We start from the raw sequence: 25,316 nt of genomic DNA on the forward strand, positions 1-25,316 counted from the left end.
TCGTCGTTCCCGGCCGCGCCGGGCCGCCCCGCCCCGCCCCGCCCCGGGCCGGGCCGCGCCGAGTGTGTGTGCTGGACGAAACGTCCAGGCTGGACGTACAGTCCGGACATGACCGCAGAGAGCCCCGACCAGCTCGCCCGCACCTGGGCGCCCGCCTGCCAGGCGGTGGCCCTGCTGCTCGGGCCGTACGCCGAGGTCGTGCTGCACGACGCCGTCCGGGACGAGGTGCTCGCGATCTGGAACCCGATGGGCGGTCGCGGCCCCGGTGACCCGTCCCTGCTCGGCGAACTCGACGCCCTGGACCAGGCCGCCCCCGACGTCTACGGCCCCTACCCGAAGCTGCTCCCCGACGGCCGCCGGCTCTCCTCGGTCAGCGCGGTGCTCCGCGACGGGGACGGACACCCCGCCGCCGTCCTCTGCGTCAACCTCGACCGCGGTCCGCTCGAACACGCCGCCGCCCTGCTGGCCGGGTTCGCCGCCCCCACCGCACCGCGCCCCGAACCGCTCTTCGAGCACGACTGGACCGAGCGGATGAACGACGTCATCGGCGGCTACGTCCGCGCCCACGGCCGCCCGCCGGACCGGCTCGGCCGCGACGACCGGCTCGCCGTGCTCCGCGAACTCGACCAGGCCGGGGTGCTCGCCGTCCGCCGCGCGGTGCCGGCCGTCGCCACCGCGCTCAAGGTCTCGCGGTCCACCGTCTACACCCTGCTCGCCGAACTCCGCGACGGGCCCGCCCCGGCCCCCGCCCCTGCCCCCGACACCGCCGGGGTCGCCGCGGCACCGGCCGCCCCCGCCCCCGCCCCCGCGACCGCCCCGGTCCGCGCACCGAAGAACCGAGCACCGAGGACCGAGAGATGACCAAGCTGCCCGACTTCCGACTGGAAACCTACTTCTCCCGCTGGGAGTTCACCGCCCGCCACCACCTCACCGCCTCCGACGCGCAGACCATGACGATGTCCGAACTCCTCGCCCTGGCGGGCCCCGAGGACAGGCACGCCTGGGAGACCCTCACCCTCGGCTACACCGAGACCTTCGGCGACCCCGCGCTCCGCCGGGCCGTCGCCGGCATGTACGACCGGGTGGACGCCGACGACGTCATCTGCTTCGGCGGCGCCCAGGAAGCGCTCAACCTCGCCATGCAGGTCCTGCTCGGCCCCGACGACCACGCCGTCGTCCTCACCCCCAACTACCAGTCCGCGGAGACCATCCCGCTCTCCCTCTGCGAGGTCACCGGCGTCGCCCTCGACCCCGCCCGGGACTGGGCGCTCGACCTCGACGAACTCACCGCCGCGCTGCGCCCCAACACGCGCGTGGTCTCCGTCAACTTCCCCAACAACCCGACCGGGAAGGTCATCGACGCCGCCGACTTCGTCCGGCTGTCCGAACTCTGCGACGAGCGCGGCATCCACCTCTTCAGCGACGAGGTCTACCGGGGCCTGGAGCGCGACCGGGCCCGTACGCTGCCGCAGGCCGCCGACCTCTCCGAGCGCGGACTCTCGCTCAACGTCACCTCCAAGTCGCTCGGCCTGCCCGGTCTGCGGATCGGCTGGATCGCCTGCCGTGACCGGGAGTTGCGCTCCCGGCTGGAGCGCGCCAAGCACTACACCACGATCTGCAACTCCGCCCCCAGCGAGGTCCTGGCCCGGATCGCGATCAACGCCCGCGAGCGGATCCTGACCCGCAACCGGGCCGTCATCGAGGCCAACCTCCCGCTGTTCGACGAGTTCTTCGCCCGCTTCGAGGACCTCTTCGAGTGGCGGGCCCCGGACGGCGGCTGCGTCGCGTACCCGCGCTACCTCGGGCCGGACGGCGTCGAGGCGTTCTGCACGGGGCTGGTCGAGGAGGCCGGCGTCCTGCTGCTGCCCGCCTCGATCTACCGCTCCGAGCTGACCCCCACCCCCGCCGACCGGTTCCGGATCGGCCTCGGCCGGCGCGACCCGGCCCCCGCCCTGGACGCCTTCGCCGACTGGCTGAAGGGCCGGTACTGAGCGGCCTCCCCGTCCGGCCGACCCCGACGGGCCTGACCGAGCCGGTCGAGCCGGCGGAACGTCAGCTCCGGCGGGCCGCCTTCGCCCGGTACTTGAGGCCGAGCAGGGCACCCGAGGCGCCGTGCGGCACCAGCCAGGAGACGTCCTCCCGGTCGACCGCGTCGAAGCGGTACTTGTACGTCTCGGTGCCGCGCAGGAAGTCGAAGGTGGTCAGCCGCTGCCCGGCGGCGGCCCGGACGGCCTCGGCGATCACCGCCGTGCCGAGCCGCAGCGGCGCCCAGGCCTGGTCCCAGCCGATCTGGTAGTAGGCGAAGGCGTCCCGCCACTGGAAGCCGTAGAGCACGCCGACCACCGCGCCCTCACGCTCGGCGACCAGGAAGGCCGGGCCCTCGCCCCGGCCGGTCGCGGCGGCCCGCTCGATCACCCGGGCGTGCAGCGGGGCCCGGGCCTCGTCGAAGGTGGTGGGCTTGCCGAGCGCGGCCCGGCGCAGCCGGTGCAGCCGCACCGCCGCCTTCAACAGCTCGAACCGTTCGGTCAGTTCGGCGTCCGCGATGGCCGGCGGCACCCACCGGAAGGTGATCCCTTCGGCGGCCAGCTTCCGGCCGTAGCGGCGCAGGTCGGCGCGGAACTGGCGTGATCCCAGCGCGTCGGGCCCCGCGGTCAGATCGGCGCGCGGGCAGGGGGTGCGCCCGATCTCCACCGCGCCCGGCGGCAGCAGGTCGGTCTGGTCCGGGTCGAGGTCGGCGAGCAGCAGGGTGGCGCGCCGGCCGCGCCGGACCAGCCAGTCCGCCACCTCGGCCCGGCGCTCCGGGGCGACGGCGAACCCGCAGTGGTCGGCGGCGCCCGGGCCGGAGCCGAGCAGCGTCAGGCACGGGACGGCGACCGGTGCCCGCGGGTGGAGCCGCCGGGTGGTCCGCAGCAGCGGGACGACCGCCGAGACCCGGCCGTCCGGCTCCCGCCAGACCACGATCTCGCCCGCGTCCGCCCCCGAGCCCTCGCGGGCGCCGACCGTCTCCCACCAGGCGAGCGCCCACTCCGGCGTGGTGAACCACGATCCGCCGGGCTCGCCCGCCGCCAGCTCCCGCCAGCCGTCGACGACGTCCGGCGGGAGCGCGGCCGTCCGGTAGCGGACCGGCACCGCCCCCACCCCGGACGGCCCCGGGACGGCCGACAGCGATCCCGCCGCATCCGTGTGCGTCGTCCCCACGTCTCCTGCCCCCACGTCTCCTGCCCCCAGGTTTCTCCCGCCCCCGGTGCACCGCCGGCCGGCGGCCGGTCGCGGGCCGGTCCGTATTCTCCCGGAATCCGGACGGCTGGTGGCGGCGTTCGGCACAAGCCGACCGGGCGCACGGGGCTTCGGTGCGCGCCGGGTTGGCGAGGAGGCGGCGGCGCGCTGTGGATTCCATGTCATGGCGACAACAAAAGACCGGGTGGCCGCCCCGCGGCCGCCGGGAACGGACGGGGGCCGGTGGGTACCGGTCTGCCGCCCCTTCCACGGGGCCTTGCGCGGCGTCCCGGCCGGGGTCTCGCTCAGGCGCCGCCGCGGAGGCGGTGCACGGCCGGGTGGAGGCCGGAGAGGATGGTGTCGAAACGGTCCCGGCCGGTGGTGGAGTTGACCCGCAGGCGGCTGATCCGCAGCGGGTTCGGCGGGAGCAGCCGGTCCTGCCGGTGGTCGAAGAGGAAGCCGACGCGGTAGCCGAGCCGCCGGAGTTCGGCCTCGGCCCGCGGGTCGACGTTGCCGTTGGGGTAGGCGAAGGCGGTCGGCGGTTCGCCGTCCAGCCAGCCGGTGAGCGCGTCGTGGGCGCGGGCGACCTCGTCGCGGACGGTGTCGTCGTCGCAGGTGTCCAGGCAGGGGTGACCGGCGCTGTGGTTGCCGATCGCCACCCCGTGCCGGTGCAGCGTCCGGAGGTCCTCACGGGTGAGCTGTTCCTGCCGGGGGGCGCGCACGGCGGCGGTCTCGCGGAGTTCGGCGAGGGCGGCGCGCCGGTCGCGGTCGGCGAGGGTCTTCATCCGGCGGACCACCGCACCGGGCGGGGAGTCGGCGAGGCTGCGGGCGGTCCCGCCGTGCGCGGCCAGGAAGGCGGCCTCCGTCCACCAGAACGGCCGGTCGCTGTCGATGAGTTCGGTGACCACGAAGGCCGCGGCGGGGATGCCGAGCTGGGTCAGCACGGGCAGGCCCTCGGTGAGCACGGTGCGGTCGCCGTCGTCGAAGGTGACCAGCACGCTGCGGGCGGGCAGCGGCCGTCCGGTCCGGACGGCCTGTTCCACGGCGGCCAGCGAGACCGGGCGGGCGATCCGGACCAGGCGCTCCATCTGGAGTGCGAAGATCCGCGGGTCGTCCACGCCGTGGTAGGCGAGGACCGCGAGCCGGCGGGTGGCCGCGAGCCGGAAGAGCGGCTGGAGCGGCGAGTTGCGCAGGACGGCGTCGACGGTGGCGCGGCGGCCGGCGAGCCGTCCGCGCGGCCGTACCGGGGAGGGGCCGGGGGCGGACCCGCCCCCGATCGGCGTGTCGGCGCGCGGCGCGGCCGTTCCGATGGTCGGGCCGTCGGCGGCCTCGGTCGATTGCGCGCTTCCGTCGGGCATGGACGCGCTCCCCTTCCTCCCCGTGCGGTGCTGCGACGGCGGGACGGAAGACGGTGCACCGGCAGGCGCGGCCGCTCGGGCGCATGTCTGCCGGGTGGGCGGCCCGCCCCGCTCCACGAATTACCAAGATAGTGCAAAATCCCATGCTCCGAAGAGGGTTGCGCACGGCGGTCGGCAATTCGCGGGAGGTTGGCGGATTGTCGGCGGGCCGGTGACCTGAGCGGCGCCCGAGAGCTTCCTGAGCTGCCCCGGCTGCGGGTGTGGGTGCGGGTGCGGGTGGGACGCGGACCACGGATGCGGGCGGGCACGGGCGGGCACGGGCGGGCACGGGCGGGTTCGCGGGGTCCGGGCGGGGCGTGCGGAGCGGGGGTGGCGCGCGGGGCGGGCCGGCCGCCGGTTGCGGGACCGGCGGCCGGCCCTGGGCAGGGGCGCGGGGCCCCGGCTCATGGACGCCCGTGGTGCGGACGGAGCGTCAGAACGGGCCGGTACAGGTGGTCACGCGCTGCGTCGCGTCCAGGGCGGGGCCGCCGGTGGCGCAGATGAGCTTGAGGTCCTCGGTGACCACGCGGGGCGTGACGGCCTTGGCGAATCCGTGGGTGACGGTGGTCGCGGAGGCGACCGTCACCCACGGGCTGCCCCAGGCGCGCTGGGTGCGGACCTCGACCTGGACGACGGTCAGCTGAGCCGGGTCGGCCGTCACCTGGGCGACGCCGACGACTCCTCCGCCGTCCTTCTCCTGCCATACGCACGGGTGGTTGACGAGGGTCGTGCACGCGGCTCCGCCGGCTTCGCCGGTCGTGGTCGCGGCCGAGGCCGGGAGGACCGTCGCCACAGTGATCCCTGCCGCTGCCACTATCAGAGCTGCGATACGAGCGCGCATGATATGAACCTCCTTGGAATGAAAGGGAATCTCACCCTGTGGGACGAGTCTTGCACAGATCGTGGACATGCCCCATGTGTGTTGCATCACACTCAAGGTGACGGTTCAACTACATTCCGCAATCCCGCCAGTGACCCCGCGGTTACCGTCAGGTGGTCGGCGGCAGCACCATCCGGCGACCGGCCGACACCCCTCCGTCCACCAGGACGGAGGTGCTGGTCTGGTAGGAGAAGTCGTCCGAGGCGAGTGCCAGGATCGCCCGGGCGATCTCCTCCGGCTCGGCCATCCGCTCCAGCCCCTCGACGTTCAGCGGCCCGAAGGCCTGCTTGAACCGCGCCCAGTCCGCGTCCGGCAGGCCCGGCGGCCGCACGAACGGCGTGTCGGTGGTGCCGGGGAGGATCGCGTTGACCCGGATGCCCCGCGTGCCGTACGCGAGCGCGGCCGACATCACGATTCCCTGGATCGCCCGCTTGCTCGCCGAGTATGCGCCGCTGTTCGGCCGGGCCCGCTCGGCGGACGCCGACGACGTGCAGATGATCACCCCGTGTCCGGCCCGGAGCATGTGCGGCACCTGGTACTTGACGGCGAGGAAGACGCCCCGGGCGTTGGTGTTCAGCACGTCGTCCCACTCGGCGACGGTCAGTTCGTGGAGCTGCTTTCCGCTGCCGACGCCCGCGTTGTTGACCGCGACGTCCGGCCCGCCGTACCGGGCGGCCACCTGGTCGGTGAACCGCTCGACCTGGGCCGGATCGCGCACGTCGGCGGGGAAGTAGGAGGCCTCGCCACCGGCACGACGGATCTCCTGCTCGACCCGGCGGCCCAGTTCGGCGCGCCGGCCGCAGAACCCGACCCTGGCGCCCTCCGCCGCGAACGCGAGGGCGGCGGCCCGTCCGATGCCCGACGTGGCGCCGGTGATCAGCACCGACCTGCCCTCGAACCGCCGTGGCCCGCGCCGCTCGGCGGGCGCGGCCTCGGCCTGCCCGGCGCCGCCCAGGCCGGCGGCCGCCGCCACGAGGCCGACCGCCGATGCGCCGAGCAGCGCCCGGCGACCGGGGGAGGAAGGCGAACTCGCCTCGGAGGAATGTGAGTTGTCGTTGTCCATGGCCCCACCCTGGCAACCGGGGGCCGGCGTGTCCCTCGGCCGACCGGCCCGACTCGCCGACCGTTCGGCCGGAACCCGTCGGCCGTTCGGCCCGGTTCGGTCGACTGTTCGGCCTGGTCCGGTCGGCTGTTCGGAGGGGTGGGTCTCCTCCTTCCGGAGGGGCGTGCGGCAACCGCTTCGCAACCCCAACTTTCCTCCCCTGACGCGGTGTTCACTCGTACGGGTGGCGGACCGGCGCGAGGCCGTTCGGACGGCTACGATCGAGCCGACCCACGGAGGTGACCTGCATGGACACGGTCATCGTGCAGCTTCCCGACCCCCGCCCACCCGTTCCGCCCGGCCGCCGCTTCGCCCGGCTCACCGGGCCGCCCCGGGCCGCCCCGCCCACGCGTCCCGTCCTGCTGCACCTGGGCCCGGGCGACGCCGTCGAGTTCGGGCGCGGCGAGCCCGGCCGGCCGGTCGGCGTGCCCATCGCCGACCAGGGCGTCTCGCGCCGGGCCGGCGAGATCACCGCCGCCGAGGACTACTGGCGGCTCTCCAACTTCAGTGCCACCGCGACCTACGTCGTGGAGAACCTCGAAGGCGCCGGCGAGCACGTCAAGGTCGCTCCCGGACGGCTCGGCGCGCCCGTCCCGTTCGAGTTCTCCAGGGTGCTGCTACCGGCCCTGGGCGAACCGGTCGCGTTCAAGGTCTTCGCACCCCAGCACGCCTACCTGGCGGTCGAGCCGGGCACACCGGACGGCGGCGGCCCGGGCGGCGAACTGACGGTCAGTCCGTTCGCCCTCGACCCCACCTCGAAGTACTTCCTCGTCCTGCTCGCCCTCTGCGAGCCGCGGCTGCGCTCGCCGTCCGCCGCCGTCGTACCCGGTGCGACCGAGGTGGTGGCCCGGCTGCGCGCCCTGCCGTCCTGCCACGGGCTCACCCGCTCGGCCGTCAACTACCACATCGACTACCTGGTCGCCAGCAAACTCAGGCTCCGCGACGCCCTGGAGGAGGGGCCAGGGGAGGGCGGCGGGGTCGGCGGCAAGCGGGAGGAACTGGTGGCCCTGGCGCTGAGGTTCGACCTCGTGCGCGAGGAGCACCTGGCACTGCTCCCGCCCCGGCGCGGCGGCTGACCGGCCGTGGAACCGCCCGGCGGAGCCCGCCCGGCCGGGCGGAGCCAGGACGCACCCACCGCGGCCCGGCCGACCGGCGGCGAACCGGCGTTCGAGGTCCCGGCCGGCTACCCCGTCGCCGGCTACCTGGTCGGCGAGCCGATCGGCGCCGGCGCCTGGGGCAGCGTCTACGCGGCCCGCCGCGCCGCGCCCGGAGACGGTGCGCCGGTAGGCGGCGCGCCCGGGGGCTGCGCGTCCGCAAGCGGCGTGCCCGGGGGCGGCCCGTCCGACGCCGCCGTGAAGTTCCTGCGCCCCGCCCTGCTCAGCCCGGGCCAGCGCCGCACCATGGAGCAGATCGCGCACAGCGAGATGCAGTTCAGCCGCCGCGCCGACCACCCTCACCTGATCCGCACCCTCGCCGTCGTCACCGTCGAGGACCGGGCCCACCCCGGCCTGGACGGAGCGGTCGCCCTGGTCATGGAACGCGCCGCCCGCAGCCTCCAGGACGTCCTCGCCGCGGCCGGCCCGCCCGCGCCCGTCCCCGACGCCGGGCGGATCCTCGCCGAGGTCTGCGCCGGCCTCACCCACATGCACGGCGCGGGCTGGGTGCACGGGGACCTCAAGCCCGGCAACGTCCTGCTGATGCCCGACGGCACCGCCAAGCTCGCCGACTTCGGCCTCACCGCCGAACTGGAGGGCACCCACGCCTACGCCCCGCCGCTCGGCTCGCCCGACCACGTCCCGCCGGAGTGGTGGTCGCAGCGGACCGGTGCACGCGGAGTCGCGCTCCGCCCCAGCGCCGACATCTGGGCCTACGGCGTCCTCGCCCACCAACTGCTCACCGGCGGCCTGCACCCCTTCCTCGGCGCCACCGCCCGCGCCCGCTCGCTCGCGGCCCTCGCCTACGCGCGCGGCAGCTCCCCGCTCCGCCTCGACGGAGCGCTCCCCGTACGGTGGCGCCGACTGGTCACCGCCTGCCTGGACGCCGACCGGTCGCGGCGCGCCGAGGTCGACCTCGCGGCCCTCCTCGAAGCGGCCCTCCCCGAGGTGGCCCTCCTCGAAGCGGCCCTCCCCGAGGTGGCCCTCCCCGAGGTGGCCCTCCCCGAGGCCGCCCTTCCCGAGGTGGCCCGCCGGCCCGGAGCGCTGCCCGCCGTCCGGACGGCCGCCCCGTCGGAGCCCGGGGCCCGCCCCGGCTCCCGCCCCGCCCCCCGCCCCGACGCCGGCCCCGCCCCCCGCACCGGTGCCGGGGACCGCCGACCGGCGGGCGGGATGCCGCGCCGGCTCGCTGCGGCAGCCCCGCTGCTCCTGGCCGCCGCCGGGCTGCTCGCCCTCACCGGATCCCCGGAACCCGTCGCCCCCGACAGCGGGCGCGCGGCCCGTCCGCCGCTCGCCGCCCCGCTCCCCGGTGCGATCCCGCACGGCGCCGACGTGCCCGCCGCCCTGCGCGGGCCGATCGAGGACGCCGCCCGCCGCTGCCCCGAACCCGAGATCACCCCGGTCCTGCTGGCCGCGATGCTGAAGGCGGAGTCCGGCTTCGACCCGGCCGCCGCCCGCCCCGCGACGGGGGAGTACGGCGTCGCGATGTGGACGCCCGCCGTCTTCAACGCCTGGGCGCAGGACGGCGACCACGACGGCGACAAGGACTACCTGGACCCGGCCGACGCGATCGCCTCGATGGGCAACTACGTCTGCTGGCTCGACCAGCGGTTCAAACAGCGCGGCTACACCACCGGTCTGCCCGCCCTGGTGACGGCCGGCTACCGGACCAGCGACAAGACCGTCGCCGACGCCGGAGGCGTTCCCGACCGGGTGAAGCCGCATGTCGCGAAGGTGCTCGGCTACCTCGCCGAGTACGGTGACCTGGGCGGTTCCGGGGCATGAGGTGGGCCACATCCAGTCCCTCCCCGGCGGTGTCACCCGGCCGCGAGCACTCCGGGATGCGATGCTCGGCCGCATGTTCACCAAGCTCCGATCGGCCGCCGCCCAGTGGACCGTCGTCGTCCCCTTGGCGGCTCTCCTCGACCTCGCCCTGACCTGGCACCGCGACCTGCCCGGCTGGGTGGTGGCCGTGGTGTCCTGCTTCCTGGCGGGCGCCGTGCTCGCCGCCGTGCACCACGCCGAGGTGGTCGCCCACCGGGTGGGGGAGCCCTACGGCTCGCTGGTGCTCGCGGTGGCGGTGACGGTCATCGAGGTGGCGCTGATCGTGACGCTGATGGCCGACGGCGGCGACAAGGCGGCGACGCTGGCCCGGGACACCGTGTTCGCCGCGGTGATGATCACCTGCAACGGCATTCTCGGAATCTCGCTCCTGGTGGCGGCGCTCAAGTACCGGACGGCGGTCTTCAACGCCGAGGGGACGGGCGCGGCGCTGGCCACCATCGGCACCCTGGCCACCCTGAGCCTCGTCCTGCCGACCTTCACCACCAGCTCGCCGGGGCCGCAGTTCGCGCCCGCCCAGCTGGCCTTCGCGGCCGCCGCCTCGATCCTGCTGTACGGACTGTTCGTGGCCACCCTGACGGTCCGTCACCGGGACTACTTCCTGCCGGTCACACCGGAGGGCAAGGTCCTGGACGAGGAGGACCACGCCGCGCCGCCGACCGTCCGGGCGACCGTGATCAGCCTGGTCCTGCTGGGCGTGTCACTGGTGTCGGTGGTCGGCCTGGCGAAGGGCGTCTCGCCGACCATCGAGTCCGCCGTCGACTCGGCCGGGCTGCCTTCCTCGGTGGTCGGCGTGGTGATCGCGCTGCTCGTGCTGTTGCCGGAGAGTATCGCCGCGGTCCGTTCGGCCGTCCGCAACCGGGTGCAGACCAGCCTCAACCTGGCGCTCGGTTCGGCGCTGGCCAGCATCGGCCTGACCATCCCGGCGGTGGCCATCGCCTCCGTCTGGCTCTCCGGCCCGCTGGTGCTCGGCCTCGACTCCTCCCACCTGGTGCTGCTCGTGCTGACGCTGATCGTCGGAACCCTGACGGTCATGCCGCGCCGGGCGACGCCGCTCCAGGGCGGGGTGCACCTGGCGATCCTGGCGGCGTACGTGGTGCTGGCGATCAACCCCTGAGCGGGTGGGGAGCAGGCACAGCACGGACCCGACGGGCCGGCGACCGACAGCGGTCGCCGGCCCGTCGGGCGTCGGGGGAGCGCGGGCGGGCGGGTGTGGGCCGGGTACGGGTCGGGTGTGTGGGCCGGGTACGCGCGAGGGGTGCCGAGGGCTCGCGGAGCGTCGCCCCGCCCCCGCCGTCCGCGCGGCCCGGCCCGGGTGCGAGGATGGCCCGGACCGCCCCTGACGGCGGACCTCCGCCGACCGGCCGCCCCCGCACCCCCGGGCGGCCCCGACTGGGCACACGGCGACGAGGCCCGCCCTGCGTACCCCGGCAGCCCTCCGGCGCGGCGTCTCCCCGAACGCACCCTCACCCGTGAAGAAGACGCACCGCGATGAACCGCACCCGTACCCCCGGCACAGCCATGCCCGGAACCTCCCCCGCCCGGATCCCTGCCCGGAGCTCTGCCCGCAGCACCGCCCGGATCCCCGTCCGGACTCCCACCCGGACCACCCCCGCCCGGAGCACCGCCCCGGCGCAGGGACGCCCCCGGCTGCGTGCCGCCGCCGCAGCGCTCGGTGCCGGCGGGCTGCTGCTCACCGGCAGCGCCGGCTGCTCCGCAGACCCGGCCCCCGCTCCGGCGGCGGGCAGCCAGGCCGACCTGCGGGCCCGCCTCCCCGCGAAGGTCAGAGCCGCCGGAGTGCTCCGGATCGGCTCGTACCTCAACTACCCGCCGGTCGACTTCAACCGGCACCGTGGTCAACGGCGGACTCTGACGGCGGGACCGGGCCCCCGGTTCCTGCGGCCGAGCCCGGCGGCGGAGTCGGGCAGTCGGGCGGCGGAGCGGGGCGGCGGGCCCCGGCCGGTGTGCCGGGGCCCGCTCCGGGGCATCCTGACGGCCGGTCACCACCGGTCGTCGGGACGGGCCCGCGTGTCGGGGCGCGGCGCGGCGGCCACTGTCCATATCGTCTGAGTCCGCCGAGTCCACCGAGTCCGCCGCCGAACCGACCGACACCCGTGGGAGCGCCGAATGCCCGGCCCAGCACAGCAGCCGTCCACCGACCCCGCCCACCCGGACCCCTACCCCGCCCGCCCGGGAGCCGGTCCCGCGACGGCGGGTCCCGGAGTGGGTGGCCCCGCCCCGGTCGGCCCCGCCCCGGGTGGCTCCGACCCGGGTGGCTCCGCCGCCGGTGGCGCGGCCGTGAAGGGCCGCACCACGGAAGGCCCGGGCCCGGGCCGGGAAGCGGCGGGCGACGCCGCACCCGACGGCCCCGACGCCGACAGTGCCGACGTGATCGTGGTCGGTGCGGGCCCGGCCGGTTCCACCGCCGCCTACCACCTGGCCCGCACCGGCCTCGACGTGCTGCTGCTGGAGAAGTCGGCGTTCCCCCGCGAGAAGGTCTGCGGCGACGGCCTGACCCCCCGCGCGGTACGGCAGTTGGTCGACCTGGGCATCGACGTCTCGGAGTCGGCGGGCTGGCTGCACAACCGGGGCCTGCGGCTGGTCGCCGGCGGGCGCAGGCTGGAATTCGACTGGCCCGAGCTGTCGGCCTTCCCCGGCTTCGGGCTGGTCCGCCGCCGCGCCGACTTCGACGAACTGCTCGCCCGCCGGGCCGCCTCGGCCGGCGCCCGGCTGGTCGAACGCGCCAACGTGTCCGGCCCGTTGGTCGACGAGCGGACCGGCCGGATCACCGGCGTCACCGCCCGGCTGGGCGAGGACCGCCGCCCGGTCGCCTACCGCGCGCCGCTGGTGGTCGCCGCCGACGGCAACTCCACCCGGCTCTCGCTCGCGATGAAGCGCTACCGCCGTACCGACCGCGCGATGGGCGTCGCCTACCGCACCTACTTCACCACCCCGCTCCACGAGGACCGCTACCTGGAGGCCTGGCTCGACCTGCGCAACCCCGGCGACCCGGCGCGGCGCCTGCTGCCCGGCTACGCCTGGGTGTTCGGGATGGGCGACGGGACCGCCAACGTCGGCCTGGGCGTGCTCGACACCGGCGCCGTCGGCGGCGAGGTGGACTGGCGCGACCTGCTCCGCCGCTGGTGCGCCGACCTGCCGCCCGAGTACGGCTACACCCCCGAGGGCGTCACCGAGCCGGTCCGCGGCTCGGCGCTCCCGATGGGCCTCAACCGCCAACCCCACTACGCCGACGGACTGTTGCTGGTCGGCGACGCCGGCGGGACGGTCAGCCCGGCCACCGGCGAGGGGATCGCGTACGCGATGGAGTCGGGCCGGTACGCCGCCGAGACGGTCGTCCAGGCACTGGCCCGGCGCACCGACCGGGGCCGTGAACTCGCCCTGCGCGCCTACCCGCAGGCGCTGCGCGCCGCCTACGACGGCTACTTCGCGCTCGGCCGGCTGGTCGCCGAGGCGTTGGGCCGCCCCCGGCTGCTCGGCGCGGCCGGGGCGGCCGGACTCGGCAACCCCGCAGTGCTGAAGGTGGCGTTCCGCCTGATGGTCAACCTGACCGAGCCCAACTCCCGGGACGCGCTGGACCGGTTGCTGCACCTGCTCGGGCGGCTGGCGCCGAGCGGCCGGGGCTGACGGCTGCGCGACGCTTGGGGCATCCTCGGCATCCTCGGCATCCTCGGCACCTTCGGCGCCTCCGGTACCCGCTCGGGCCGGAACGGTGAGGTGCCGGAAGGGGCGAGGGAGCGAGAGGGGGCGTGACCTTCCAGTCTGCGCGCCCCTCTCGCCCGGCGTGCGCCCTTTGGCCGAATCCGGGGGATTCGACGGCGCCGCGGGCCGGGCGTGTTGACGAGGGGTCAGGTGATCCGCTTGCCTAGGTGGCGGCCCGGACACGGAGGGTGACGGATCACCCCCGAGCCGGTCCGCCCGACGGCGTACGCAGGTACGCAGGCACCCACGTACCACTACGCACGCCGCACCACCGACGATCCACGACCACGACCTTCACGACGGAGACACTGTGCGCCTTCGCCTTCGCGTCCGCCTTCGCCTGTTCGCCGCACCGCTCGCCGCGGTCGTCGCCCTGCTAGCCCCGAGCGTCCCGGCCGCCGCCGCCGACACGGCCGCCCCCGACACGCTCGCCGCCCAGGCGACCGCCACCCCCTCGAACGAGTGCTCGGAGGCCGACTACCACGGCGACCCGCGTCTCGGCCCCGCCGACCTGCCGACCCGGGGCCCCGTCGGCCGAGAGCTGATCGGCTACAAGCGCACCGGCAACCTCACCGAACAGCAGTTCCTCGCCACGTACTACAGCCCCACCGCCAACAACGGCAGTCCGGGCTGGATCTACCCGCCCGCCAACGGCTACGTCACCCTGCCCGACGGCACCCCGATCGAGTACGAGATCACCCTCTACCCGAACCAGAACATCGACCGCTTCGGCAGCGAGTACGGCTCCTTCCTCGCCCCGGAGGGCCTGCCGTACGCCAGCCGCTCCATCCCGCCGCAGAGCCTCGACAGCAACCCGGCCGCGCCCTGCAACTACCACGACTACAAGGTGCTCAAGCCCTTCAAGGTGCACGCCGGCCCGATCGCGCCCTGGTTCGGCCAGCCCGGCTACGGCCTGCAGTACCAGCTCGACGCCGCGCTGGTCCCGAACGGCCCGGCCCGGCTGAACGTGCTCTGGCTGGTCGACAACGGCTACCTGGCCCGGATCTGACCCCGGCCCGGCCTGAACACCGTTCAGGCCGGGCAGCACCACGTCCGACGGCGCCCGTGTTCGACGGCGCTCCCGGGCCCGGCCCCGCCGATCGGGGCCGGGCCTCTCGGCGCCCGGCGCCCGGTGCCGGGTTCCCCGTTCCCGACAGCCGCGGCCGCCGGCCGCCGGCCGCCGGACGGGCCCGGCTACCAGAGGTCGCCGTCGCGCCAGTCGCAGGTCAGCCGCCCGTCGAGGTCCAGCTGCGCCGGCCCCGGCAGCACCAGGACCCCGCCCTCGTCGTCCGGCGTCGGCACCTGCCCGCGCGGCGAGAGCGCGGCGAGCTGCCCGCGCCACGGCAGCCAGCCGCGTGAAGCGTAGAACTGCGCCGCGCCGTCCGCCGCACAGAGCGCCCCCAGCTCGTACCCGCCGCGGATCACCTCCTCCAACGCGGCCATCAGCGCCGCGCCGTGGCCGCGCCCGCGCCGGTCGGCCCGGACCACGACGTTCTCGACGTAGCCGGTACGCAGCGCCCGCCCGCCGTGCAGCAGCCGGCGCTGGACCACCGACCCGTGGCCGATCAGCACACCGTCCTCCCGGACCAGCGCGTGCAGGCCGCCGAGGCCGTGCTCCCAGTCCTCCTCGGTCATGTCGACGAACTCCTCGGACAGCAGGACTCGGGCCGCCTCCCGGATCTCACGGTCCAGGTGCGCGGTGTGGGTGACGACGGTCTCGGTCATACCCCGATGCTGGCAGGCCCGGCCGCCACGTCCGAGCGACTTGTCGCGGACGGCGCACGCGGGGGCCCGGCGCGTCCGGGGCGCGCGGGTCGGCCGTACGACCCGGGTCGCACGGCCGACCCGCGCTACGGCTGTTCCGCCGCGCCCGGGAGGCCGCCTCCACGCCGCCCCTGCGCCGGCGCCGGGCGCACCTCGTCGACCAAGCCCGCGCTCGTCCTCGTCGTCCTGCCTCCTGCTCGTGCTCCTGCTCGTACTCCTGCTCGTGCCGGGGCCGAAAATCCTTTGCCACGGCGCGGGGCCGCTCGATACAAAGACGGGATGAGCGCCGCACCATCCACCGCCCCCGTCCCGCCCGCAGCCGGGGAGGACGCCGCCGACGGGCACGCCTTCGCGCCGGTCGGACTCGACCTGGGTGACGTCGTCCTGCGCCCGTGGGGTCCGGGGCTCGACCTCCCGGGCGGTACGGCCGCCGCGCTCGTCGCCGCGGCCGCCGACCCGGACATCGCCCTCTGGAACCCGCTGCGCACCGTCGACGCGGCCCAGGCCGAGGCGTACCTCGACCGCTGCGCCGCCGGCTGGAAGAGCGGGAACACCGCGGCCTTCGCCGTCCTCGACGCGGCCGGCGGCGGCCTGCTCGGCAACTCCGCCCTGCGCTGGGTGGACCGGTCCGACGGGCTCGCCATGATCGGGTACTGGCTGCTGCCGGCCGCGCGCGGCCGCGGCATCGCCACCCGGGTCACCCTCGCGGTCACCCGCTGGGGCATCGACACCGCCGGCGCCCGGCGGATCGAGATCGCCCACGCGGTCGGCAACCCCGCCTCCTGCCGCGTCGCCGAGCGCTGCGGCTTCCCCGCCGAGGGCACGCTCCGCGCCTCCTACCGCTTCGGTGACGGCCGCTACCACGACGAGCACCTCCACGCCCGCCTCGCCACCGACCCGGAACCCGCCCCGCTCGCCTGACCGTTGCAGCCCGCCCGGCCTCCCGAGCCGGGGCAGGATCGCCAGCTGCTCAACGAACCCGTCGGGCACGGCGCCGCGCCCGTGCTCCACCCCGGAGTACAGCTCACCGGTTCACCCGACCGTCCGCCGCTGCCGGAGCGCAGCCGTGAGCAGCCGTGAGCAGCCGTGAGCAGCCGTGAGCAGCCGTGAGCAGCCGAAGTGGCGACCCGAAGGAACCCGGGACCTTCCGCCGGCCCCGCCGGACCGAACCGGACCCCCACCAGGCCGGACGCGGGGGGCGAGGCCGCCGGGCTCGCGTCATCGGCTGTCGCATCGTCCCTCTGCGCTGTGAGCACGTGGGAAAGGTCCCCCGGGGCTCAGGAGGACGGGGAGCAGGGCCGCTTGCACCGGTTCGCGAACCGGTCGGCATCGCCGTGAAGGCTTGCGCCGTGACGGCCGCACCGTCCAGGTTCCGGATGGACGCCGATCCGGGGCGGCGCTGCCTCTCACTCGATGGAGTGAGCACGAACCGCAGGCCGCGCGGAAGCTCGCCGCCCCGCAGACGATGGACACCGGGTGCAGCCGCACGGCCGCACCCGAACTCTCCACCCTGTTGGAAGGAAAGCGGAAGTGACTCGTACGAGAGCTCGCCGCATCAGGACCGGGCGCCTGGCCCTGGTGGTCGGAGCGGCGTTCATGGCCGCCGTGGTCCCCGCGACGACGGCCCAGGCGGCCCTGCCGTCGAACTCCGACCTGGGAGTGGTCCGGCTCGACCCGGACGCGGTTCCGCCGGGCGGCAGTACGACGGTGCACGGCTTCGTCGCCAACTTCGGCCCCCAGAGGACCGCGAACAGTTTCACCGTCACCGTCCGCCTGCCGCGCGACGTGACGCCCGAGGAGCCCTTCTACCCCGAGGACTGCCAGGCGACGCAGGGCCTGCTCGGCATCTGGACCGTCCGGTGCGTCTTCCCGGCCGGCCTCGACCCGGACCAGAGCGCCACCGCACTCGTCCCGATCAGGGTCTCCGAGGATGCTCCTCTCGGGGAGTTGACCGGCGGACGGGTCAGCGTCAGCAGCGTCGACGACGTCCTCCACCTCGGCAACAACACCAGGCCGTTCGTCGTGCGGGTCGTCGAAACAGGCCGGCAGGGCTGAAGGCCCGGGCCCGGCGGCGAACCCTGCGAGCGCCCCCCTGCTCCCCGGCACTGCCGGGGAGCAGGGGGGCGCCGGCCTCGTGCCGAGCACCGTGGCCGCGGTCCGCGCGGCGCAGGCGTCCGGTCACGTGGGGTTCGGCCCCGGCAGGCTCACCGCCGGTCCGGCCGTGCTGCTGACCGGCACGACGGACGTCCTCGCCCGGAACTCCCTGGATGCCCTGGACGCCGCCCTGCCCACCGACTTCGGGCAGCACCCCGAGCGGCACCGCAACCGCGTCCGGCCGCTCTTCAACGAGCCCTCCCTGCGCGCCCGTTACAGCGACCGGGAGAGCGGCGTCCGCTGCCCACTCCTGCGTGGCGTACCTGCGCATGCATCCCCGCCTGCGCCGGCTCCTCGGGCAGAGGTCCGACCCACGTCGACCTCCGGCGCTGGTGGCAGGCCCCGGAGGTCGCCGTCCGGGGCGCCGGCAGCGAGGTCTTCCGGCACCGGGCGGGCGGCGACCTCGCCCTGGACCGGGACGCGCTCACCGGCTCCGCCGCACGCCGACCGGCGCGTCGTCGTCCGACGCGCCGCCCGGCAGACCTTCCGGACGCCACCTCCACGCCCTCGCGGCCGGGGCGGCCGCCCGGAGCCCGGCACCGGTGGTTCCCGCCCCGGCCGTGGGACCCGACAGTCGGGCCCGACAAGCGGGCTTCGACGGCAGGCCCCGGAACGGCGTGTCCGGCGGTCACACGGAGTGACGCGGCAGCACGCCGGGCAGTGTGGGCGCGCCCCGGCAGCCGTCCGGAAGGGCGGCGCGGCCCGGCCGCCCGTCGGGGCGAGGCCGCCTGGGTGCCCGCCGCCGCGCGTTGCGTGGCGGCCCGCTCACAGCGGGGCGTCGTCCTCCGGTCGGCCCGCTGATCCTGAGGAAACGGCCTAGTCTGGAAGGGCGCGCCGGTGCACGGTGCGGAACGGGAACGGTGTGCCATGACGGTCATCTCGGCGGCACTCTTCGGGAGCGAATGGCGCGGTGCGTCGTCCGGCCCCGCGGAGCTGCTGCGCGAGTGCGCCGCCAGAGGCTGGACGGTGGTCCTCACGACCCCCGGTCCGGCCGGGGCACCCGCACTCACGGTGACCGCTCCGGGTCGTGATCCGCTCCGGTCCGCCCTCGACCTGGTGGACGGCACGCCCTCCCACGCGGTGCTCGTCACCGGAAGCGTTCCCGAAGTACGGTCGGCGCGCCGGGCCGGAATGCCCTGCGTCGCCGTGCGGGGCGGTGCTGCGACCGCCTCCGAGTTGCGTGCGGCGGGTGCGGTCGAGGTGCACCGCGACGCCGCCGCCCTGTTGCGTGTGCTGGACGACAGTCTGCTCGCCCGTCCCCGGGCGTTCGGCGCCGGCCGCCAGATGGCCGCCGCCGCGCCCGCCGGCCGGAGCGGCTAGCGCACGACGGACCGGGCATCCGCCCGGAGGGACACCATCACCGGAAGCGCCGGAGGTGACCGAGATGGACGGACCCGCGTTGAGTGGACGGGAGCGACGGCTCCTGGAGGAGATCGAGGACGACCTGCGCCAGGACAGCCGCCTCGACCGGCGGTTGAGCACGATGGGCGCCAAGCATCCGAGCCGCGTCGGCGGCACCCTGCGCGGCCTCGCCCGCCGGGTGCCGACCGGGGTGGCGATGACCGGGCTGGTGATGTCCGCGGTCTGCCTCAGCATCGCGGTGCGGAAACCCACGACGGCGGTCCTGGTCGGCGTGGCGGTGCTCTGGGCGGGCAGCGTCGTCCTCGCGGCCGGCATCGCGGTGCTGCTGCACCACCACCGGCAGCGGCGGGGCCGCACGGACTCCCTGGATGCCCTGGACGGCCCGGTGGCAGGCCCCGCCCGGGGCGGCGGCCCCGGCGGACTCACCGGTCCCACCGGTCCCACTGGTTCCACTGGCTCTGCGGGGCCCGACAACCCCGGCGGCTCCCGTCGCCGCCGTGACCGCCGCGACCGCCGTGAGCGGCGCCCGCGCGGCGACCGCCATGACTACCGGGAATACCGGGAGCACCGCGAACGCCGCCCTTGGGACGACCCGGAGGCGTGATGACGACCGACCTGTGGGAGTACCGTCCGGGCTCCCACCACACCAACGACCTGACACTCGTCGGCTACGAGGTCGAGGCGACCGACGCGCCACTCGGCCGGGTCGAGCAGGACGCCGGGGACCACCTGTTGGTGGACACCCGGCCGTGGGTGCCCGGCGCCCCCGTCCTGGTCCCGGTCGGGCTGGTGGCCCGGATCGACCACCTGGAACTGGTGGTCCACCTCGACTGCCCGCGCGCCCGGATCCGTTCCGCGCCGCCGCCCGCAGCCGTCGACCACTCCGGGGGCGGCCTGACCGCACGCGGCCGGGCGGCCCTGGACGAGCACTACGAGCCCCACGCGGGCGCCGGCGGTCCCTGAGGCCCCCGACGGTGCGCCCGTGCCGCCAGACGGGAACCACCGGCGGCGGACACGACAGATACGAGGAACCCGACGGACGCGAGTGACCCGACGGGACGCGACGGAGTCCCGGTGACCGGCGGGCGCGCGGCGCGCGGGCGCGCGGGTCGCGGGTCGTGCTGTGGCCCCGCGCCGCCGCGTGATGGAACGGGGTGAGCCCGATGCCTCTGGTCGTCCTGACCGGCCGGACGGTCGCCTTCCTGGTCGCGCCCGAGGGCGCCGAGCAGGTCGAACTGACCTCCCCCTGGCAGGCGGTGGCGGAAGCCGGGGGCACACCCCGGCTGCTCTCGACCCGGCCCGGGCGCGTCCAGGCGTTCCGGCACCTGGAGCGGGCGGACACCTTCCCCGTCGACGACGTGGTCGGGGAGGCGGACCCGGCCGACTACGACGCGCTGGTGCTGCCGGGCGGCGTCGCCAACCCCGACCGGCTGCGGACGGACCGGGCCGCCGTCCGATTCGTCCACGACGTGTGCGCCGCCGGCCGGCCCGTCGCGGTGATCTGCCACGGAGCGTGGACGCTGATCGAGGCGGACGCGGTGCGCGGACGCACGCTCACGTCCTGGCGCAGCGTCCGCACCGACCTCGTCAACGCGGGCGCCCACTGGGTCGACGAACCGGTCCACGTCTGCCGGGACGGCCCGGGGATCCTGGTCTCCAGCCGCAAACCGGCCGACCTGCCCGTCTTCGAGGAGACGCTGGTGACCGAGTTCGCGCACGCGCCCGCCGCCCAGGGGCCGCACCCGCCGTGGCCCACGGCGCACACACCGGAGCCCTCGCGCCACACCGCCGAGGGACGCCACGCCCCGGAGGGCTCTGCCACGGAGGGCCCCGCCCCGCCGCAGCCGGTGTAGCCGAGGGCGGCGGAGGCAGTCGGCGGGTGATCTGACGGTCTGATGTGCGTGGGGGACGAGCCGGCTGTCCTTGTGCCGGCAGAAGAGGGCCGGCGGCGGTGTGACTTCTGCGGCCACCCGGTCGCGGCGGACTCCGTCGACGAGTACGACCGCCCGGTCTGCGGGGAACCCGAGTCCGGTGACGCGGCCTGAGCCGGCTGGTCGAGGTTCGTCGTAGGCGTCGTCGCGGTGCACGGCGAGCAGGACGTCGGCCGGGGCAGAGGTCTGCCGTGCGGTGCATCGTCAGGCCGGTGACCAGGGGGTACGTCCGGCGGGTGCCCGGCGGGGCGGGTCAGTCCCCGCGCAGCCGGACGAAGGCCGCCGTCGCCGTCCGCCCGGTGACCGTCACCTCGGCTCGCAGCGGGGTGGCGAGTGGTCGGACCGCACCGTACTCCCGATCGCGCACGGGTGAGCCCAGCCGGCCGGCCGCCTCGGCCACCTGGCGCGACTGGAGCGGCGACAGCGGCGGGGAGGAGAGCAGCACCCGTCCGTCGTCCAGCTCCAGGACCAGTGCCCGTGGCCGGGCCGGCGGGCCGGTCACGGCGCGCACCGTCGCGTCCACCGTGTCCCCGCGCCGGTACTTGACCCAGACGTGGCCCGCGCCCCGCGCCCGGTAGCCCGAACCGGCCGCCTTGCAGACCAGGCCCTCCACCCCCGTGTCGGCCAGCCGCTCCATCCAGGCCAGCGCCTCCGCCCGGTCGGTGGTCGCCAGCACCGGCTGGACCGGCGGCGGCACCTCGGCCAGCGCGGCCAGCAGCAGCCGTCGCCGGTCGGTCAGCGGCAGGCGGCGGACGTCCCGCCCGGGCAGCGCCAGCAGGTCGAAGGCGATCAGCCCGAGCGCCACGTGGGCGGACGCCCGCGCCTGCCGGGTCCGCAGCAGTTCCTCGAACGCGAACCGGCCGCCGCGCCAGGCGACCAGCTCCCCGTCCAGCACCAGCCCGGCCGGGAGCCGGGCGACGGCGGCGGCGATCGACGGGAACTCCGCCGCCAGGTCCCGCCCGGAACGCGACTGCAGGTACGGCGGGCGCTCCCCGCGGGCGAAGGCCACGCAGCGGAAGCCGTCCAGCTTCAGCTCGTACAGCACGCCCGAACCGCCCAGGCCGTCCGCCGCCGGGACGGCCGCCACGGCGGCCGGCCGCATCACCTCCACGGGCGGCTCCAGGACGACCGGGTCCACGCCGGGCGGGTTCGCCCTGGGAGTGCTGCGCGGCGTCCGGGTGCCGGCGGCCGTCGCGGTGGTTGCTGTCGTGGCCGCCGTGGTGGCGGCCGCGCCGGTGGGGGACGCGTGGTCGGAGGCCGGCAGCGGGCGGGCCCGGTCCGGGTCGAGGAGCGGCGCGTACAGCTCCCCGTACTCGGCCAGCCGCTCCGGCACCTCGGCGATCGTGAACACCAGCTCCTCCACCGACCGGGCCCGCGCCAGCTCCTCCCAGGACAGCGGCGTCGACACCGTCGGCCGGTCCTGGGCCCGGACGGTGTACGGAGCGGCCGTGGTCTTCCGGGCCGCGTTCTGCGACCAGTCCACCAGCACCCGGCCGGTGCGCCGCGCCTTCGCCATGGTGTGCACGACCAGGTCCGGGTGGGCCGCCTCCAGCTCGGCCGCCAGCGACTTGGCGTACCCGGAGACCTGTCGGCTCGGCGTCGGCTCCAGCGGCACCAGCAGGTGCAGGCCCTTGCCGCCGGAGGTCTTCACCCACGCCTCCAGCCCGTCCCGCGCGAGCCGCTCGCGCAGCAGCCCGGCCACCGTCCGGCAGGTGAGGACGGTCGCCCCGGCACCCGGGTCGAGGTCCAGGACCAGCCGGTCGGCCATCCCGGGGGCGGCGGCGTGCCACTGCGGGACGTGCAGCTCCAGGCAGCCCAGGTTCGCCGCCCAGAGCAGTGCGGCGCCGTCGTCCAGCACCACCTGGCGGAGCTCTCCACCGCTGCTCGGCACCTCCACCGTGCGCACCCAGGGAGGTGTCCCGGCGGGTGGGTTCTTGGCGATGAACACCTCGCCCGCCACCCCGTCCGGGCACCGCAGGAACGACACCGGGCGGTCGCGCAGATGCGGCAGCAGCGCGGCGTGGACGGCGGCGTAGTAGCGCAGCACCTCGCCCTTGAGGGTGCCGGTCCGCGGGTAGTACACCTTGTCCAGGTGCGAGAGCGCGAGTGTGCGCCCGTCCACCACCATCTGCGGCATCGCCGCCTCCGAGCCTGCACCAGCCGTCCGGCCCGGGCGGAAGCGGCGTCCGGCCGGGCCCCTGCGGCCAGTCTGCCCGCACCGCGGGGCCGCCGCGAGCCCGGCCCGCGGTGCGCCTGCGCAGGCAGCGGCGACTGCGGCGGGAGCTGTAGGCCCTATCGCCGCCGAGGTGGTCGGGGCGGGTGCGCGGATGCCCGCCGCCTGGGCGCTCGACCCCGATGCGTTCCAGGACCGGGACCAGCAGCGGCATCGCTTGTCGCGGTGGTGGCCTCGTGGCGGGGTGCTCGGTGGACCACCGTCCTGCAGGTGCCGCTGTGACACACCGGACCGGTGAACGGCGGCACCGGGCGCGGCTGCTTCACCTCGTTGGAGCGCCGAGGGCCGTTCGACAGGAACGCGGGCGCCTGGCTCATGCCCGGCATTCCTTCCCGCGCCCGGCCTCGCGCACCCGAGTGCACGTACTCGACTCGAAGCTGTTGCCCACCGGGCAGAGCAACGACTTACCCGGAACCGCCGTACCAGTCGAGCCGGTCCCCGAGCTGGCGCAGTCAACAGACCGACGACGACCACCATCGCTCCCGAAGTCGTCAGCGGGCAGGCCCGCAGACCTGACCGCTCGGGGACGCCCGACCGGCCGTTCCGGCCGGGGCGCCCCGTCGGCGGTCACCCGTCGGACGCCCCCTCGGGGCCCAGCAACGCCAGGGCCGTGCGGAGCAGTTCCGAGTCGGTGACCGGCTCCCGCTCGCCCGCCACGCCGGAGCGGAACAGGGACGACCCTTCCAGCAGCATGACGAAGACCCCCGCGCGGGCCCGGCGCACCGGCTCCGGCAGCTCCGGCCTGGTCCGGGCCAGGAACGCCACCACCTGCTCCCGGTACTCGCCGTAGAACCGCCGGACCGCGCCCGCCACCGCCGCGTCCCGCGCCGCCAGCGCCCACACCTCGGCGAACAGGCGGACCAACCGGGCGTCCTCCTGCTCCGCCAGCAACGCCGTCACCAGTTCCTCGGCCCGGTCACTCGCCCCGGGCGCCAGCAGCGGCGCCAACCGGTCGGCCGACCGGCTCAGCACCCGCTCCAGCACGGCCGCCACCAGGTCGGCGTGGGTGGGGAAGTAGTACTGCAGGTGCCCGAGCCGCACCCCCGCGGCCGTGGCGACGGCCCGCATCGAGAGCTCCGCCCCGCCCGCTGTGACCAGCACCTCCTCCGCCGCGTCCAGCAACTCGGTACGCCGCTGCGCCCCCTTCCGCCCCCGGCCGCCGGCCGCTCCGGCGGGGGCGGGTTCGGCGGCGGGAGCCTCTTCGTGCCGCCCGGGATCTCCCGCTGTTCGCGCGTTCCTGGTGCGGGCTGCGGGGGAGGCGACGGGTGCCCGGGGCGGCCGGGCCTGCCGGGCCTCCTGCGCGGGGGCGGGGTCGGACGGGGCCGGGACGCCGCCGGGAAGCCGGGGTACGACGTCTGGGTGCTCTGGGCGGTCGGGACTGTCCGGGGTGGTCGGGGTGGTCGGGTCGTCCGGGGCGGGTTCGCCGGAGGGGGTGGTCATGCAACCGCCGCCTTCGCGTCGTGTGCGGTCCCGACGTCGACGGTGACGCCGAGCTCGGCGAGGTCGGCGAGGACGCGGGCGGGCCGGGGGGTCTGCTCGGGGAAGGCGACACCGGCGGGCGGGGCGGCGCCGTCGGTGCCGAGGGCGCGACGCAGGGCGAGCAGTGCGCCGACGGCGGTGAGGTGGGCCTGACCGGCCCGGTCCTCGACCACGGCGGACAGGGTGCGGCCGGAATGGGACACGTCGATGCGCACCAGGGCGGTGCCGCCCTCGCCGGGGGAGTACAGGAGGGCGCGGCGGGCCGGCTGCCAGCGGTCGCCCCGGCCCCAGCGGAAGAAGCCGCTGTGCTTGGCGGCCAGCAGCGCCCGGGTGCTGAGCTGCGAGCTGAAACCGATCCGGGTGGTGGCGGTCCCGGTCCCGAGGACGAGCGGCAGCGTGAACTGCTCGGGCGTGTCGATGCAGGCGACCCGGGTGGGGTGGTCGCCGACCCGGACGGTCCGGGCGTCGCTGAGCGGGGCGACCGGGCGGCGGCGGCCGTCGCGGATCACCTCGTAGTCCAGGCCGAGGCGGTCCATGAACTCGACGGAGTCGGATCCCGCCCGGTCGGCGAGGTCCCACCGGATGGCGGTCTCGACGCGTTCCGCACCGCCGAGCCGGTCGGCCAGGGCGGCGGCGACCAGGCTGGTCACCCCGCCCATCCAGGCGGACGAGAGCAGGACCGGCGCCGTCGGGCGCAGCAGGGCGGCCACCGTGGCGGCCCGCTGGAGCCGGGCGGTCCAGCGGGTGACGTCCACGTACGGGACCGTGCCGTGGACGGCGGCGCGCAGGACCCGGTCGTCGGGGTCGTTGACCACGCCGACGACGGCGCGCACCGCGGCGGTGAAGGGAGCGGGGTCGGCGAGGTCCCACCGGCGGAAGGCCGCGCGCGGTGCCCCGCCGAGCTGCCGGAGGAGGTCGGCGGCACGCTGCTCCGTCCGGCCGGCGAGCAGGACGGGGTGGTCGGCGGCGACCATTCGGGCCAGCTCCGCGCCGACGGTGCCGTAGCCGCCGACCAGCAGGACAGGGCCGTGCGGGTCGTGGGTGAGGGCGTCGCGGGCCCCGGTGCCACGGGCCCAGGTGCCGAG

21 protein-coding genes and 2 pseudogenes are annotated in these 25,316 nt (G+C 76.0%); 14 read left to right on the forward strand and 9 right to left on the reverse strand.

Features of this window, described 5'->3' with window-relative positions:
* Positions 1–108: 108 nt before the first annotated feature.
* Positions 109–861, forward strand: a complete 753-nt coding sequence (locus AC067J_RS32295) for a helix-turn-helix transcriptional regulator (protein WP_478305271.1) — start codon at positions 109–111, stop codon at positions 859–861.
* Positions 858–1,991 (forward strand): aminotransferase class I/II-fold pyridoxal phosphate-dependent enzyme, encoded by a 1,134-nt coding sequence (locus tag AC067J_RS32300; RefSeq protein WP_478305272.1) that lies wholly within the window; start codon positions 858–860, stop codon positions 1,989–1,991. Before AC067J_RS32295 ends, AC067J_RS32300 begins: the two co-directional genes overlap by 4 nt.
* A 61-nt stretch (positions 1,992–2,052) precedes the next feature.
* Here the strand turns inward: AC067J_RS32300 and AC067J_RS32305 are convergent, their stop codons facing one another.
* The 4 genes from AC067J_RS32305 to AC067J_RS32320 form a co-directional block, all read right to left on the reverse strand.
* On the reverse strand, positions 2,053–3,198 hold the full coding sequence (locus AC067J_RS32305) for a GNAT family N-acetyltransferase (protein WP_478305273.1): 1,146 nt from the start codon (positions 3,196–3,198) through the stop codon (positions 2,053–2,055).
* A gap of 323 nt (positions 3,199–3,521) precedes the next feature.
* Positions 3,522–4,574 carry a polysaccharide deacetylase family protein gene (locus AC067J_RS32310; protein ID WP_478305275.1) on the reverse strand — a complete coding sequence of 351 codons (1,053 nt, stop codon included), beginning with the start codon at positions 4,572–4,574 and terminating at the stop codon, positions 3,522–3,524.
* A gap of 472 nt (positions 4,575–5,046) precedes the next feature.
* A complete protein-coding gene (locus AC067J_RS32315; protein WP_478305277.1) occupies positions 5,047–5,454 on the reverse strand; it encodes a hypothetical protein in 408 nt (135 codons plus the stop codon).
* Between the two features lie 148 nt (positions 5,455–5,602).
* On the reverse strand, positions 5,603–6,556 hold the full coding sequence (locus tag AC067J_RS32320; protein ID WP_478305278.1) for an SDR family NAD(P)-dependent oxidoreductase: 954 nt from the start codon (positions 6,554–6,556) through the stop codon (positions 5,603–5,605).
* A gap of 287 nt (positions 6,557–6,843) precedes the next feature.
* On the opposite strand from AC067J_RS32320, the gene AC067J_RS32325 reads away from it, so the two are divergent.
* The 5 genes from AC067J_RS32325 (at position 6,844) to AC067J_RS32345 (ending at position 14,317) form a co-directional block, all read left to right on the forward strand.
* The gene (locus AC067J_RS32325) at positions 6,844–7,671 is read left to right on the forward strand and encodes a serine/threonine protein kinase (protein WP_478305280.1); all 828 of its coding nucleotides are present in this window, start codon (positions 6,844–6,846) and stop codon (positions 7,669–7,671) included.
* A gap of 6 nt (positions 7,672–7,677) precedes the next feature.
* Complete coding sequence (locus tag AC067J_RS32330; RefSeq protein ID WP_478305281.1) at positions 7,678–9,531, forward strand: protein kinase domain-containing protein; 1,854 nt, start codon at positions 7,678–7,680, stop codon at positions 9,529–9,531.
* A gap of 73 nt (positions 9,532–9,604) precedes the next feature.
* Positions 9,605–10,705, forward strand: coding sequence for a calcium:cation antiporter (locus AC067J_RS32335; RefSeq protein WP_478305282.1), 1,101 nt, complete (start codon positions 9,605–9,607; stop codon positions 10,703–10,705).
* Between the two features lie 1,010 nt (positions 10,706–11,715).
* Positions 11,716–13,233: a geranylgeranyl reductase family protein gene (locus tag AC067J_RS32340; protein ID WP_478305283.1), complete on the forward strand. Its 1,518-nt coding sequence runs from the start codon at positions 11,716–11,718 to the stop codon at positions 13,231–13,233.
* A gap of 385 nt (positions 13,234–13,618) precedes the next feature.
* Positions 13,619–14,317: a TNT domain-containing protein gene (locus AC067J_RS32345; protein ID WP_478305285.1), complete on the forward strand. Its 699-nt coding sequence runs from the start codon at positions 13,619–13,621 to the stop codon at positions 14,315–14,317.
* A 185-nt stretch (positions 14,318–14,502) separates the two neighbouring features.
* Here AC067J_RS32345 and AC067J_RS32350 read toward each other — a convergent pair whose 3' ends face one another.
* Positions 14,503–15,033, reverse strand: a complete 531-nt coding sequence (locus tag AC067J_RS32350) for a GNAT family N-acetyltransferase (RefSeq protein ID WP_478305286.1) — start codon at positions 15,031–15,033, stop codon at positions 14,503–14,505.
* Positions 15,034–15,351: 318 nt separating this feature from the next.
* Here AC067J_RS32350 and AC067J_RS32355 point away from each other — a divergent pair, with 318 nt between their 5' ends.
* The 7 genes and pseudogenes from AC067J_RS32355 to AC067J_RS32385 all read left to right on the forward strand — a co-directional run.
* Positions 15,352–15,993 carry a GNAT family N-acetyltransferase gene (locus tag AC067J_RS32355; RefSeq protein WP_478305287.1) on the forward strand — a complete coding sequence of 214 codons (642 nt, stop codon included), beginning with the start codon at positions 15,352–15,354 and terminating at the stop codon, positions 15,991–15,993.
* 609 nt (positions 15,994–16,602) lie between these two features.
* A complete protein-coding gene (locus AC067J_RS32360) occupies positions 16,603–17,127 on the forward strand; it encodes a hypothetical protein (protein WP_478305288.1) in 525 nt (174 codons plus the stop codon).
* A 127-nt stretch (positions 17,128–17,254) separates the two neighbouring features.
* Positions 17,255–18,046, forward strand: a complete 792-nt coding sequence (locus AC067J_RS32365) for an MmyB family transcriptional regulator (RefSeq protein WP_478305324.1) — start codon at positions 17,255–17,257, stop codon at positions 18,044–18,046.
* A 47-nt stretch (positions 18,047–18,093) separates the two neighbouring features.
* Positions 18,094–18,546, forward strand: coding sequence for an HAD family hydrolase (locus tag AC067J_RS32370; RefSeq protein ID WP_478305289.1), 453 nt, complete (start codon positions 18,094–18,096; stop codon positions 18,544–18,546).
* Positions 18,547–18,610: 64 nt separating this feature from the next.
* Positions 18,611–19,192, forward strand: coding sequence for a DUF3040 domain-containing protein (locus tag AC067J_RS32375; RefSeq protein WP_478305290.1), 582 nt, complete (start codon positions 18,611–18,613; stop codon positions 19,190–19,192).
* Positions 19,192–19,551, forward strand: a complete 360-nt coding sequence (locus AC067J_RS32380; protein WP_478305291.1) for a PRC-barrel domain containing protein — start codon at positions 19,192–19,194, stop codon at positions 19,549–19,551. The genes AC067J_RS32375 and AC067J_RS32380 overlap by 1 nt, the downstream gene beginning before the upstream one ends.
* 200 nt (positions 19,552–19,751) lie before the next feature.
* A pseudogene (locus AC067J_RS32385) lies at positions 19,752–20,309 on the forward strand (type 1 glutamine amidotransferase domain-containing protein); the annotation flags it as partial.
* Positions 20,310–20,772: 463 nt separating this feature from the next.
* Here the strand turns inward: AC067J_RS32385 and AC067J_RS32390 are convergent.
* From AC067J_RS32390 to AC067J_RS32405, 4 genes and pseudogenes are all read right to left on the reverse strand, one after another.
* Positions 20,773–21,621 (reverse strand): ATP-dependent DNA ligase, encoded by an 849-nt coding sequence (locus tag AC067J_RS32390; protein ID WP_478305326.1) that lies wholly within the window; start codon positions 21,619–21,621, stop codon positions 20,773–20,775.
* A 156-nt stretch (positions 21,622–21,777) separates the two neighbouring features.
* Positions 21,778–22,656, reverse strand: a pseudogene (ligD, locus tag AC067J_RS32395) (non-homologous end-joining DNA ligase); the annotation flags it as partial.
* A 663-nt stretch (positions 22,657–23,319) separates the two neighbouring features.
* Complete coding sequence (locus AC067J_RS32400; RefSeq protein WP_478305292.1) at positions 23,320–24,192, reverse strand: TetR/AcrR family transcriptional regulator; 873 nt, start codon at positions 24,190–24,192, stop codon at positions 23,320–23,322.
* Positions 24,189–25,205, reverse strand: a complete 1,017-nt coding sequence (locus AC067J_RS32405) for a saccharopine dehydrogenase family protein (protein ID WP_478305328.1) — start codon at positions 25,203–25,205, stop codon at positions 24,189–24,191. Before AC067J_RS32405 ends, AC067J_RS32400 begins: the two co-directional genes overlap by 4 nt.
* Positions 25,206–25,316: the final 111 nt, after the last annotated feature.

This window comes from Kitasatospora sp. NPDC042419 (assembly GCF_056437345.1).

Coding starts and splice junctions, on each gene's coding strand:
- AC067J_RS32375 (WP_478305290.1), top strand. CDS start 18,611: ATGGACGGACCCGCGTTGAGTGGACGGGAGCGACGGCTCCTGGAGGAG.
- AC067J_RS32335 (WP_478305282.1), top strand. CDS start 9,605: ATGTTCACCAAGCTCCGATCGGCCGCCGCCCAGTGGACCGTCGTCGTC.
- AC067J_RS32380 (WP_478305291.1), top strand. CDS start 19,192: ATGACGACCGACCTGTGGGAGTACCGTCCGGGCTCCCACCACACCAAC.
- AC067J_RS32400 (WP_478305292.1), bottom strand. CDS start 24,192: ATGACCACCCCCTCCGGCGAACCCGCCCCGGACGACCCGACCACCCCG.
- AC067J_RS32405 (WP_478305328.1), bottom strand. CDS start 25,205: ATGGTCGCCGCCGACCACCCCGTCCTGCTCGCCGGCCGGACGGAGCAG.
- AC067J_RS32315 (WP_478305277.1), bottom strand. CDS start 5,454: ATGCGCGCTCGTATCGCAGCTCTGATAGTGGCAGCGGCAGGGATCACT.
- AC067J_RS32340 (WP_478305283.1), top strand. CDS start 11,716: ATGCCCGGCCCAGCACAGCAGCCGTCCACCGACCCCGCCCACCCGGAC.
- AC067J_RS32295 (WP_478305271.1), top strand. CDS start 109: ATGACCGCAGAGAGCCCCGACCAGCTCGCCCGCACCTGGGCGCCCGCC.
- AC067J_RS32355 (WP_478305287.1), top strand. CDS start 15,352: ATGAGCGCCGCACCATCCACCGCCCCCGTCCCGCCCGCAGCCGGGGAG.
- AC067J_RS32370 (WP_478305289.1), top strand. CDS start 18,094: ATGACGGTCATCTCGGCGGCACTCTTCGGGAGCGAATGGCGCGGTGCG.
- AC067J_RS32390 (WP_478305326.1), bottom strand. CDS start 21,621: ATGCGGCCGGCCGCCGTGGCGGCCGTCCCGGCGGCGGACGGCCTGGGC.
- AC067J_RS32350 (WP_478305286.1), bottom strand. CDS start 15,033: ATGACCGAGACCGTCGTCACCCACACCGCGCACCTGGACCGTGAGATC.
- AC067J_RS32325 (WP_478305280.1), top strand. CDS start 6,844: ATGGACACGGTCATCGTGCAGCTTCCCGACCCCCGCCCACCCGTTCCG.
- AC067J_RS32310 (WP_478305275.1), bottom strand. CDS start 4,574: ATGCCCGACGGAAGCGCGCAATCGACCGAGGCCGCCGACGGCCCGACC.
- AC067J_RS32320 (WP_478305278.1), bottom strand. CDS start 6,556: ATGGACAACGACAACTCACATTCCTCCGAGGCGAGTTCGCCTTCCTCC.
- AC067J_RS32300 (WP_478305272.1), top strand. CDS start 858: ATGACCAAGCTGCCCGACTTCCGACTGGAAACCTACTTCTCCCGCTGG.